Annotated in this window: 9 protein-coding genes; 2 read left to right on the top strand and 7 right to left on the bottom strand. The window is 43.6% G+C overall.

Features of this window, described 5'->3' with window-relative positions:
• Positions 1-449: 449 nt before the first annotated feature.
• A complete protein-coding gene (locus HMPREF9010_RS22315; protein WP_008646636.1) occupies positions 450-1,697 on the bottom strand; it encodes a DUF2264 domain-containing protein in 1,248 nt (415 codons plus the stop codon).
• A gap of 188 nt (positions 1,698-1,885) precedes the next feature.
• On the opposite strand from HMPREF9010_RS22315, the gene HMPREF9010_RS22320 reads away from it, so the two are divergent.
• Positions 1,886-3,454, top strand: coding sequence for a DUF4832 domain-containing protein (locus HMPREF9010_RS22320; protein WP_008646635.1), 1,569 nt, complete (start codon positions 1,886-1,888; stop codon positions 3,452-3,454).
• 70 nt (positions 3,455-3,524) lie between these two features.
• Here the strand turns inward: HMPREF9010_RS22320 and HMPREF9010_RS22325 are convergent, their stop codons facing one another.
• Entirely contained in the window at positions 3,525-4,508 is a 984-nt protein-coding gene (locus tag HMPREF9010_RS22325; RefSeq protein ID WP_008646632.1) for a calcium/sodium antiporter, read from the bottom strand.
• 126 nt (positions 4,509-4,634) lie between these two features.
• Between HMPREF9010_RS22325 and HMPREF9010_RS22330 the strand changes: the two genes are divergently transcribed.
• The gene (locus HMPREF9010_RS22330) at positions 4,635-6,485 is read left to right on the top strand and encodes a mechanosensitive ion channel family protein (protein WP_008646629.1); all 1,851 of its coding nucleotides are present in this window, start codon (positions 4,635-4,637) and stop codon (positions 6,483-6,485) included.
• 18 nt (positions 6,486-6,503) lie between these two features.
• On the opposite strand, the gene HMPREF9010_RS22335 is transcribed toward HMPREF9010_RS22330, so the two are convergent.
• From HMPREF9010_RS22335 to HMPREF9010_RS22355, 5 genes are all read right to left on the bottom strand, one after another.
• A complete protein-coding gene (locus HMPREF9010_RS22335; RefSeq protein WP_004302605.1) occupies positions 6,504-6,968 on the bottom strand; it encodes a hypothetical protein in 465 nt (154 codons plus the stop codon).
• A gap of 21 nt (positions 6,969-6,989) precedes the next feature.
• Entirely contained in the window at positions 6,990-7,643 is a 654-nt protein-coding gene (locus HMPREF9010_RS22340; protein ID WP_008646627.1) for a hypothetical protein, read from the bottom strand.
• Between the two features lie 48 nt (positions 7,644-7,691).
• Positions 7,692-8,882, bottom strand: a complete 1,191-nt coding sequence (locus HMPREF9010_RS22345) for a THUMP-like domain-containing protein (protein WP_008646625.1) — start codon at positions 8,880-8,882, stop codon at positions 7,692-7,694.
• 68 nt (positions 8,883-8,950) lie between these two features.
• Positions 8,951-9,724 carry a M15 family metallopeptidase gene (locus HMPREF9010_RS22350; RefSeq protein ID WP_008646623.1) on the bottom strand — a complete coding sequence of 258 codons (774 nt, stop codon included), beginning with the start codon at positions 9,722-9,724 and terminating at the stop codon, positions 8,951-8,953.
• A 67-nt stretch (positions 9,725-9,791) separates the two neighbouring features.
• Positions 9,792-12,641 (bottom strand): DUF6493 family protein, encoded by a 2,850-nt coding sequence (locus tag HMPREF9010_RS22355; RefSeq protein WP_004311107.1) that lies wholly within the window; start codon positions 12,639-12,641, stop codon positions 9,792-9,794.
• Between the last annotated feature and the right edge of the window lie 9 nt (positions 12,642-12,650).

The raw sequence follows: 12,650 nt of genomic DNA, 5'->3' as shown, positions 1-12,650 counted from the left end.
TCGTTTTTAATAAATAGTTGAAGAGTTTATTAAGAACGGTATTCGAGTTTATTAGAAACTATTTTTGATGAATATCAGAAATGTTTGTGAATTATATAAACAAAATGGGAGAAAATCAGTGCTGATCTTCTCCCATTCTTATTCTTGTATATATGGAAATCTATGCTTGATAATACGTCTTTATGTCTTGATATTTGTATGTCTCATCTTGCTTTTCTTCTTTTTGTTTTCTCAAAGATACGAAATAAAACAGGAGAAGTCAAGGATTTGGCTACTATTAAATTGTTCTCTTCTTTACTTGTTTTGTCCACAACACAAAAAGTGATATTTATTGATTTTCTTACTTATAATAAATAAAAACAAGGAGCTGTGTTACATGATAGTTTCCATTCGTAATGGATAATAGTTTTCAGTCTTACTGGAAGCTATTATATGATGCTGATTATCAATTATTCCTCATGGTAAGAATGATCTCTTGGAAAATCCTCTCCATCCCATGCCTTTTTCGAAGTCCAGGGCTGTGAAGCATCTGTCCAAAAGGGATCGTCGGCAGGAAGGCCTAACGGCAGAAAAGCAAGGGAAGCCATATATAAACTACCATTGTTGGTGTAATAGTCTGAAATACCGGGTTGGGAACCGTTGAAACCTAGCGTAAGAAAATCTTTCTTATTGAAATTGCGGTTATTTCCAAACATGCGGTTGATGACGGCCGTCATGCCGGCACGTACTTGTCCGTTTGTCAATTCTTCGGGAAGCCATTTGCGCCAGGCGAGTAATGCCAGTGTTTGCAGGGAACCGGTACGGTAAGTGATGGAACGTCCGACAACGGGTAGTGTTCCTTCCGGAGAGATGAGACGTTCAAGGATCACTCCGAATCGCTGTGCACGCGTGATCGCTTTGTGGTAATCACAGCCGGGCATGTTCCATATCTTTTTATGTTTGCCGGCTTCGGTGATAATTTCCAATGCTTCGATATACATGGGGTGTATCACAAAACTATTATAATAATCGAATGCGAAATGAGGGCCGTCGGAATACCAGCCGTCACCTACGTACCATTCTTCTATTTTTCGTAAAGAGGAGCTGATACGGTAGGTGTCGCTAGGTGCGCCTGCTTTTCGAAGAAACGATTCGACAGTTGCGCTAAACAATAACCTGTTGCTGTATGAAGGGTCCACTCGCCTGAGCTGGGTGAATTCGTTGATATATCGTTGTTTGGTAACACTGTCTAAAGGCATCCATAAAGCATCGTACCCTCTTAAAAAACTCTCTGCAATATATGCTGCATCAACTAAAGTCTGTCCTTCCTGGCGCCACAGCAGATAATCCGGTGCTGCAGGGTCAACAGCCTGCTTATAGCTGTTCAAAGCCCATTCCCGTAGCTGCTCGCGCTGTATGCCTTCTGCCGTATCATCATCCGGTAATGATAGCCAGGGGGCCAACCCTGCCATCAGTCGCCCGAAACATTCCATGTAAGTGACCTCTTTATTGCGACCATCCCATGTTGGGCTTAATTCTACAAGCATATTCTGTTTCAACAGACCATCACTCATATTCTTTAATACAGGGGTCGCCATCCGGTACATAATTTCACACCAGATTTCTCTATCGCTTTTTTCTGTTTTCTTTTTAGCAATCATACTTTCTGCCGGAAGCAGAAGAATGACAAGTAAGAGTAGCCAATTTTGTTTTTTCATGTATTACCTTAATTTTTGAGATGCAGACAAAGGTAGGGCAATTCCTGCGGTGGGACAAATACAATCTTAGCATTATCCAATACTTTTGCATTATTTATCCCAAACTGATACTTTACTGTGCGAAATGAGTGATAACAGATTGCTGTGTTTCGATTTGTTATATATTTGTGGATAAATAATATATTACTATGAAGAAGAATTGGATGTATGGCAGTGTGATGGCTGTTTTATTTGCCTCGTTGGCAAGTGGATGCGGTGAATCCCGGCAGACTGTTGAGTTTCGCGGAATCTGTGTCGATGATTTACACGGTGAGAATGGGCTCTATAATCCTGGAAGAGGATTCCGGCTGGAGACAGCGGTAGATGTACTGCATGAGAAGGATAGCCCTCCTAAAGAGCTGGTAGAATTGTCGGAGAAATATGTGGAAGATAGTGTTTCACTGGCTCAAAGCTATTTTTATCTTACCTATTTAATAGGTGAGAAACTATCGGAGGAAAATTTCCTGACCATGCAGACGTATTTTGATGAATTACAGAAGCAGGGAAAGAAAGCCGTATTGCGTTTTGCTTATGAAAGAGATTTCATGGGAAGAGCTGCCGTTGGTCCCACCGGCGAACAGATTTTGGAACATCTGGACCAGTTGAAACCTTTCCTGGAAAAGAATAAAGATTTGATTCTGGTGGTACAAGCCGGAATGATTGGTGCATGGGGCGAATGGCATAGTTCTATTCAGGGGCTTGAGAACTCGGAAGAGACAAAGGCTGCGGTATTGGAAAAATTACTGTCAGTAGTGCCCGAAGGCAGAAATGTGCAGGTGAGACTTCCGGAATTTAAAAACCTGTTGAAAGATAAACCGGAACTGTATAAAAGACTTTCATTCCACGATGATTTTATCGTCATACGACCTGATAGATGGGATGCCGACATGCACGAAGGGACTTCCAAATTCGATCAGATTGTAGCAGAATCTCCTTATCTCGTAGTGGACGGAGAACTCCCCTGGGGATTCTGGAGTGTAGGAGCCGATCCCGACAGTCCGTCTGCCGGATGGATTATTGACGGACTGCAAGCAGCGAGACGTTTGTTCCTCCAGCATTACACTTCCTTGAGCGTTATCCATAATTATAAGGAACAGCATCCTAATAACAGATTTGATGAGAATAATCCTCCCGAATACTCCATGATTGTCTGGAAGAAGACAATGATAACGGAAGATTCTCTTCGCCAGCATCTCATGCCTGTGTCCGACAGCTATTTCCGGAAACAGGACGGAACGAAAGTGAAACGCAATATGTTCGATTATATACGCGATCATCTAGGTTATCGTATAGAATTGCAATCCCTTCAATTACCGAATTATCTGCAAGCTGGAAAAGAAAACCGACTGAATCTGAACCTGGTGAACAGAGGTTTTGCCACTGTCTTTGGAGAACATCCTGTCTACTTCGTGTTGATTGATGATAAAGGAAAAGTCACAGAGTTCCTGACGGAAACCAACCCGTTGGATTGGCAACCTTTCCAACCGGGTGATATATTATGTAAACCATTGACACATTCTGTAGAACAAGTTGTTCAATTACCCGGTTCAATGGCTGCCGGAGAGTATAAACTAGGTTTGTGGATACCTGATGGTTCAGATCGATTGAAGTATAATCCCCGTTATGCTATCCGTTGTGCGAATGGGAATACTACCTGGTGGACATCTGACGATGGAAAATATGGTGTCAATATACTGACAACTGTGGAAGTGAAATAAATATCAGAATTTAATTGGCTAGTGGGAATAAAAGGCTTCCGGTGTTACTGCCGGAAGCCTTTTTCTATTTTTATGTATTATAAATTAATACTACCGTGTACGCCACATAACAAAGTATCATAATCGCTCCTTCGATTCTTGTAATTGTTCTTTTGGCAAAAAACAGTCCGAATAACCAAAGCAGAATACCGGAACCTACTAATGTAAACAGGTCGAAATTGGTGATTCCACTAAGATGGAGAGGAGTGATGCTCGCGCTGCATCCCAGTACAAAGAATATATTGAAGAGGTTACTACCAATCACATTTCCAATGGCAATTTCCGGATTTTTCTTTAATGCGGCAACGATAGACGTAGCCAGTTCCGGAAGAGAAGTCCCTCCTGCAACCAGTGTCAGTCCGATAATCGATTCGCTGACACCCAGGTTGCGGGCGATGCCCGTGGCACCGTCGACAAACAACTGCCCTCCATAAATAAGGGCGGCCAAGCCTCCGATGATATAAAGAATGGATTGCCACCAAGGCAGTGATTTGATTTCTGTTTCCTCTTCTATGACCGGATGTTCTGCTTGTTGTTCCATTGTAACCGGCTTGGAAGCGATGGCAAAAGTGTAGCCCATGAAAATGACAAAGAAGCAAAGCAACAACAAGCCGTCTACTCTGTTCAGGATATTCTCCGGAGCTTTATCCAAAAATACATCATTGGCACAAATCAGCAAGACAATAGAAGAAAGTATGCAGAGCGGAATCTCTTTTCTAAGTGTATTGCGGGTGATGACAATCGGGGCGAATAATGCCGTGCAGCCTACAATCATCAATGTATTGAAAATGTTACTTCCCACCACGTTGCCTATGGCAATATCCGCGCTTCCTTTGAGAGCAGAAGATACACTGACCGTCAGTTCCGGGGCAGAAGTACCGAATGCAACGATGGTAAGTCCGATCACGATGGGAGGGATGCGGAAACGCTTGGCTACCGAGGCGGCACCGTCTGTTAATCCGTTAGCTCCTAGAAGAATGAGGATTAATCCCCCGATAAGTAATAATATATTCATGCTTTTTCTCTTTTAGTGGCAAAGATAATCAATTTGGAAATGGTAATGTCAAAAACAATCCGTATGTTTGCTCTGTTTTTTATGAAAAGTTAGATTAACCTTAATTATAATCAAGGGATATAAGGTATGGAAATAAATAAAATAAAACGGTCGTTACTGGTGTTGTTCCTTTCTTTTCTGGCAATCGGGGCGCAGGCACAGTTGGAACAGGCGGTTAAGAAGATATTTGCCGGAGATACAATAACGAACGGACATGTTCCTTTGAAACGGGATTCGGACTCTATCCATCTGGCGGATATGCGGAAATCGTTGGAAGAAGCCCGGCTCAATGAAGCGAATATGCGGATGGAAATGGAGCAGATGAAGCTCCAGATGGCTACTGCCGACTCCGTCAAGTATGTACAGCAGCGACAGCGTATTGACTCTCTGCGTCAGTTCACTAAGGGAATACCGGTAGTGGCGGACGATGATACCTTATTCTACCTTTTCACCAAACGAGGCGGATATACTCCTCAGCAACGTGCCCAAATGACCGGTGCAGCGATTGAAGAGATAGGAAGACGCTTTAATCTACAACCCGATTCTGTGTCTATCGACCATTCGGACATTGTTTCCGATTTGATGTACGGCAGCAAAGTCCTGCTTTCTCTTACCGATCAGGATGCTTTGTGGGAAGGAGTTTCCCGTGATTCGTTAGCTAAGGAAAGACAGCAGAACGTCATTACCAAACTGCATGAGATGAAAGCGGAGCACGGACTTTGGCGGATGGCAAAGCGTGTGCTCTATTTTGTGTTGGTAATTGTGGGACAGTATTTCCTGTTCCGCTTGACCAATTGGTTGTTCCGTAAACTGAAAGCGCGTATCCTGCGCCTGAAAGATACGAAGATAAAACCGGTATCCATCCAGGGGTATGAATTGCTGGATGCGCAGAAACAGGCGAACCTGTTGGTATTCCTGTCCAGTATCGGGCGGTATATATTGATGGGATTGCAACTACTGTTTACCGTACCGTTGATTTTCATCATCTTCCCCCAGACGGAAGGACTGGCATACCAACTGTTAGGATATATATGGAATCCGATTCGCGGTATCTTTGTGGGTATTATCGACTATGTGCCCAAATTGTTTACTATCATCGTTATCTGGTATGCCGTGAAATACTTGGTACGTCTCGTCTTGTATCTGGCACGTGAGGTGGAAGCAGGACGGCTCAAAATCAACGGCTTCTATCCGGACTGGGCGATGCCAACTTTCCATATCGCTCGTTTCCTGCTCTATGCATTTATGATTGCGATGATTTATCCTTATCTCCCGGGTTCCGATTCCGGAGTGTTCCAAGGTATTTCGGTATTTGTCGGATTGATTGTTTCGCTCGGATCAAGTACGGTTATTGGTAATATCATCGCTGGATTGGTTATCACTTATATGCGTCCGTTTAAGATGGGTGACCGGATCAAATTGAATGATACCACCGGAGATATCATCGAAAAGACTCCTCTAGTGACACGTATTCGGACTCCTAAAAATGAGGTTGTGACTGTTCCCAATTCATTTATCATGTCGTCTCATACGGTAAACTACAGTACTTCGGCACGTGAATATGGACTGATTATTCACTCGGAAGTATCTATCGGTTATGATATTCCCTGGCGACAGGTTAATCAGATACTGATTGATGCTGCGTTGAATACTCCCGGAGTGGTGGATGATCCGCGTCCGTTTGTGTTAGAGACTTCTTTGAGCGACTGGTATCCGGTCTATCAAATTAATGCTTATATCAAACAGGCAGATAAAATGGCACAGATTTATTCGGATTTGCATCAGAATATTCAGGATAAATTTAATGAAGCCGGCATTGAAATTATGTCGCCGCACTATATGGCTGTACGGGATGGAAATGAGACAACCACTCCCAAAGAGTATCAGAAAAGTAACAATCCTTCCAATAAGGCGGGGGAAGAAAGTAAATCTGAATAGTTATTACTGTCGCCGCCATTATTGCTGTTGTGTTGTATAATGAATATCAAAACGTCCGTTAGTCAGACGTTTGCCGTTGCCGAAGGTTGCACTGATAATATTCAATTCTGGGTCGAAATGGCTTATAAAAGCTGTTCCGTCTTCCAGTTCTTCTCCTCTGAACCGTATATCGGTGAGAGTTGCTTCTTTGCCTTCCTGGGGAGATAAAATGATGAAGTGTATGTTGATGTCAGGTTTGACGGAAACATTGACGGATAGTTTGTCCTCCTCCGGATAGTAGTGGAATGAATCATACGTCCAGACATACGAGTGCCCCCAATTCAGGTATCGTCCTCCCACATAAATCCATCCGTCCATCAGACAGCCAAAGGTGTTGGCACCTGTAGTGGTGACAGAAGGTAAAACTGTAATGTCAATCGATTCATCTTCCGTACAGCTCCAAAAGCTGATAATGGAAAAAAGAATGAGTATATATTTCTTCATAGTGCTTTTTTTGAGTGAATGTTAAAAATAATAGGATAATCCCGTAGTGAAATTTATTCGTGTGAGGTTGGTATCATTATTGCCATCGAGTTTTACAATAACCCTTTCTCCGTGATAGTGGGTTCTCATTCTAAGCAGTTCGCTATACATATATTGTACTCCTAAACTGACTCCCAGATTGGGATTCAGCTTATAGGTAAGATTGGCATTGGTCAGGAGACCAATAGTGAAGGCTTTCACTTTCCGTGTTTTGCCGAACACCTCACTGTTGTTCCGTAGAATGACTCCACCGGGACCAGTTGTTACACGGATTTGCCAATGTTTGGTGTTAGCATTACACATTCCGATTTGAGTACCAATGAAATGAACCCATAAATGGTCCTTCCCTTCCGGATGACTTCCTTTGGAAGAAAATCCGGAGTAGATTCCTCCAAAGACAAAACGTTTGAGAGGGCGGAAATTATATTGTCCATCCCAGCTTACGCCTTGTGCGAGTGTACGTTGGTAACTATGGGTACTTAACGTGAGTGTAGGAGGGTGATGGAACATAACACCGTAGCCCGCGTGAAAAGAGAACTCGTGTCGCTCAAAATCTCTCTGTGAGAAAAGTGGAGTGTGACAGGACAAGGTGAATGCGATTAGTAATAGAATGGCTTTTATGAGTGTTTGATTCATCTGGATTAGTTTAGATTGTGTTTCTTTTTTGCAAAAATAGAAAATAGTTCAGACTTTCTCACAGCGAATCAGAACTTTTTGCCCATTATTTAATGTACTGGCAAATAAGTAGGTATCTCCTCCTTCAGCCAAATGGATTCGTTTGCGGAGTTCGGCTACTGTGGCGGGGAAGTTACGGACAGTTACATTTGCTTTTTTCAGGTCTGCCAGATTCTCCTTTACTTCTTTTTTATTGAAACTGCACTGGTTGACAATACGGAATATTCTTCCGGGGAAGTTTTCAATGAAAGTATCGGAAGTATAAAGATGGCTATTGGGATGCAGTTTGCGGACAGGGTAAGCTGCTGCAATGCTACGGAAAGCACCGGCTTTCAGAAGGGAGGCATTCGGTTCGTAAAGATAGGTTTCTAAAGAATCCGTATATGTACATTCACTGCATTGCTCCTGTTCGCGGGTGAATACAAAGTGTTGTTCTTCTTGAGTCCCTTTCGTGGAGAGGTTCACGCAATGAATGGAGATTTCTGTCGGTGATGTTTGTCCGAGTAGGATAAGTAGTTCCTTACATTCGTTGTTGACAGACAGAATGTGAACTTCCTGTGTCTGTTTCAACTCCTTCAGTGCCAATGAAAGATCGAGCATGGGGGAGAGTTTTATCATTACCCGGTTGGCTTTTTGAAGTAAAAGCTCTTCCAGTTCGGCTACGTTTGGTTCGCAGTCGGAGATGGCAACCGTTTTTCCGCCGTGCTCATTGCGACGCGCGGGGTCGAGGAAAAGGCAGTCTACGGGGGACATTGCTTGCAGGTAGGTTACTCCATCTTCGTTTTTTATGTTTATATGGTTTAGATTCAGTACGGGAAAGTTATGTGCTGCTATTTCGCAGAGTTCCTCCTGACGTTCTACGTAAGTGGCGGACTTGAATCCGGTGGCAAGAAAAGAACAGTCAATGCCGAATCCGCCGGTGAGGTCGGTCAGAGAATCTCCCTGCAAAAGACGTGCTTTGTAGCGGGCGGTGATTTCTGAAGAGCATTGTTCCAGCGACAGATGTTTCGGATACCATATCTTTTCGATCTCCCACCATGAGGGAATCTTTTCGGCTGCTACCTTCCTTCCTGCAATTTGGGTGATGGCAGTTGGCATATCTATATCCGGGTACTTTTTAGCTTGTAAAGCCAGCACACGTACATCGTCCGATGAATGTTCGCGAATAAAAAGTTGGGTTTCAGGAGAGATTTGCATCATGGTGTTATTGTGTTATAGGATATTACAATGAATCGTCGAGCTCTGATTATGGGGTTGTTGAGTGTCGGTTATGGTATTAACTTATACTTCTGTTTGGCTACGTCCCGGCTGCAAAAATTGAAATGCCACCATTCGCTGGGTAATGCACGGAATCCGGCCTCTTTCATCACTTTTCGTAGCAGTAACCGGTTCTGACGCTCTGTTTCACTCATTTTTCCATTATGTACCAATCCGATCTCGTCTGTGATGTGTGCTTCCATGCCTAAGTGGTCTACTTTGGTTCCCATCGGTAGGGGCTGTCCCAGAGAGTCTTGGATACTGATGTCTACTGCCAGTCCGTAGTTGTGTAACCCGCCTCCACGGTTGGGGTTGGAGACATATTTATATTTGGACGTTCCTTTCACTACGTTCCACATCTTTTTCTGTACCGACATTGGACGCGCCGCATCGTAAATGATAAGACTATAAGACGGGTGTAGTTTCTTTAAGGCTTTTTGTGCTTCTATCAGAGCGTATGCCGCATCCGGATGCAGGTAGGCTTCCGTTAAGTTGTCGTAAAGCACTTCGCCTGTGAAATTATCAGCCTGTGTATACATCAGTTTTACAACGAGACTGCTATCCAGGTCAGCTATATTGACGAGTCCTAATGAGTCCATGTAGAGAGCCATTTCGCTTCGCTCCGGTGGTGAAACGGTGGAACATTCTTCGCGTGGTTGTATATCCTCCGTCGTTTGTTCGTATTCCATGAGGGGAGTGCTCTCCTTTTCCTTATGACTGGAAAAGAAGGAGCATCCTGTCAGCAGTAAACAGAAAATAGCTAAACTATATTTTAGAATAATCATTCAACCTTTTGTATTTAGTGTGCCAAAGATACTTCTTTTTGGCTTTAGCTCCAATAAGCTACCTCTCTTACCGTTGGATATTAGCTGCTGCTTTCTTCAGATTGGCCACTCCTTTCCATGCGTCAAGCAGGTGCAAAACATGTTCGTCTTCGGCTTTGCTATGGTTGATGGATAACAGCTCCGCATATATTTCCAGTAATTTCTTTAAGTCTTTGACAGGCTTTTCTGGAAGTCCGGCCAACATTGCCACGATTAGTTTCTCCAATTCCCGGTTATGCAGCGGACTGACGTTTATCATTTGTTGCTGTATCAGATCAGTGAGTCTTTTCAGCGGTCCCCAGCCGGTATGTTGATGCGAACTTAAGATGCTGCCTATGCGTCCACTGTCTATGCAGCCTTGACCTACACGCTCTATCCAGATTTCGGCAGCATAGGAACGGGAAGTTTTATCGGCTACCAGCATGCAAGTGGCTTCCAGTAGATAAGACACTTCGTGCCATGTATGCCTTAACTGATGAAGCGCTTCAATGGCAGCTTGGGTGATACCTGCTTCCCTTACCTCATTTAACGTCGGGTCGTATATGGCGCTGCGGATGCACCATACCAATAGTGGCTCCGGTATATTGGGAGTTAACCATGCCAAACGTGGCAAGTCGTTCTGTATGTCGTCAAAACGTTCTATCTGTGGGTACATTTCAACCAGTAACGGATGCGGATCGTATGAATAGTAACTGACTCTTTCATTATATTTGTCTTTATTGATGACATGAGAGTTCTCGCTTTCCGGAATATCGAAAGTAAGAGTTGAACAAATCCATTCTACCGTTTTCTTGTTATAATCCGTGTACGAGTCAGTATACTGATAGGTTCTCCATTTAAAGTTTCCGGTCAGAAATTCACGTGGACTTTTATTATAGGAGAAATCTTTAAATTCAGCATAGATTGTTTCCGGTGATTTCATTAATCCTGCCATCATCCACCAGGAAGGATGATTGAAAGGTGCTTGGGGAAGTACGTCTTTTTCTCCCAGCAAAAAAGTGAGCAGGTGCCGGTATTCTCCTTTCAAACTTCGGAGGAGCAGAGGAAGCTCTTGCGACGAACTTTCCAGTGCCACTCGTGAAAGTGCTGTTTGCATATCCATATCGTCCGGTTCGGCATTTGCCTGCTGATATTGTTTTAACCTTTCTATCAGGGTTTCCGGAGCGATAAACATCGGTGTATGAGTGGGAGTGGACAATAGGGGCAAAGGTTTCTCCTTGCTTTCCAGAAGGTCTAATGTCCGGCATAACAGTTGCTTATGAACGGGGAACTTTATTTTTTTGTTCGTCTTTTCACGAATGGTGAGTTTTTGTAGATTACGATACCCCCATTTGCCTTTTTGAAGTTCGTCTTTTTGTACCATTTTCAGATGTAAGTTGTTTAACTCTTGGGCTTCTTCAGGGAAACGTTTAATCAGCAGTTTGGCATAGTCAAGGAGGAAGGTGGCCATTAACTGGTCTAATATACCATTTCGGGAACTTCCTCCGCTCATCAGCAATTTGTAGGCACGTTGGAGAATAGGGGTCCATTGAGAGATTTGTTTTGCTTCCTGTTGCCGGTCCCATTTCACTAAGGCTCCGAGTAACAGGTCGAAGTGATAGATCTCGTTCACGTCGAGCACTTGGCTGGCTAGAAATATCAGGTCTTCAGTGGAAGTGATTTCCTGTATCCGGTTGTCTTCACGGATGATAGGGAGTATTGGCTCATACGTGAAAGAGGCGGAATCTTCCGGCTCATTATTCTCCAAATACGCTTTCAGCTCCTTTTTAGTATTAGCCAACATGGTTTCCGTATATATGGAAAGTACCTCTTTTAATGTAGTAGATGCCGTCTCTCCATACGTCTGAATAAGTTTGACTATCTTACTTTGGGTGGATTCTTCCCGGCTCATCAGTCCTTGTGCGGCTGCACAACAGATAGTGTCGCGATGTTCTTTTCTTTCTTTTGCCAGCTTATGGAGTATTGCCAGTGTGTTTTGGTGAATCGCTTTCACGTCCGAAGCAAAAAGCACGGAAGTCTGACTTAGAAACTCTTCAACCTGGAATTGTGGGTGAGTGCATAAGTTCTTCAGCAGTCCGAGTATGATATTTACCGGACGGCTGTGAGGGGCGGACAGAACGGCAAATATTTCCGGTTGTAGTGTCAGTTGTTCTTCTGTGCTGGGGTTAAGTGCGGTAAACATGCCTGCAAACCAACTACTTAGGTTTTTGTTCAGATTCCGGTTGACGGCAAGCAGAGATTCTTTTAATACACGCATACGATCTAGTTGACCGTGTTCTACGAAGTATCTGAAAGAGAAATAAGGCTGTCCGCTTGTACGATTATCCGTCCAGTTTTGTCCGCAATCGTATTGGAACAGATACCAGATATGTTCTTTGAGTGTGATTGCCCGCTTTTGCAGGAAATCGGTATTGTTCATGTAGTTCACCAGATAACCGGCGATGGTTTGCGGAGAGGGTGTTAGGGTGAGTACTCCCTGTTCTATCCAATCCATCAGAGTTTCGTAATTCATTCCATAGAAACCGCCGAATTCCTTGCTTTCACCCTCTTTGAAGAAACTGTCGATCCAGGAAGGAATGTACCATGGGATCAATTCATTCAGTTGTTCCGTATAGATTCCCCATTCGTGTTTGCGGAATTCTTTTAGCGAATAGATGACGAGGGCGGTAAGATTGATGATACGATGCTGTTCGGGAGTTCCGCGTGTACCGTATGTGTTCTCGTTAAGTTGCACGAATTTATTGTAGTGTTCTTCCAATTTGTTAAGGCAGGGAACAAGCGTTTTTCGTTCTTCCTGCGTTAGTCCTTGCAGAAAAGGGATGATGGCGTCGCCTTGTCCTTTTTCTACTATCTCGTTGAGGCGTTCTTCTATGGTCATAATCATGAA

The sequence above is a fragment of the Bacteroides sp. 3_1_23 genome (assembly GCF_000162555.1).
Classification (GTDB): Bacteria; Bacteroidota; Bacteroidia; order Bacteroidales; family Bacteroidaceae; genus Bacteroides; species Bacteroides ovatus.
Note: the sequence above shows the minus strand (reverse complement) of the source record. Positions and strands in the feature narration are given on the sequence as shown.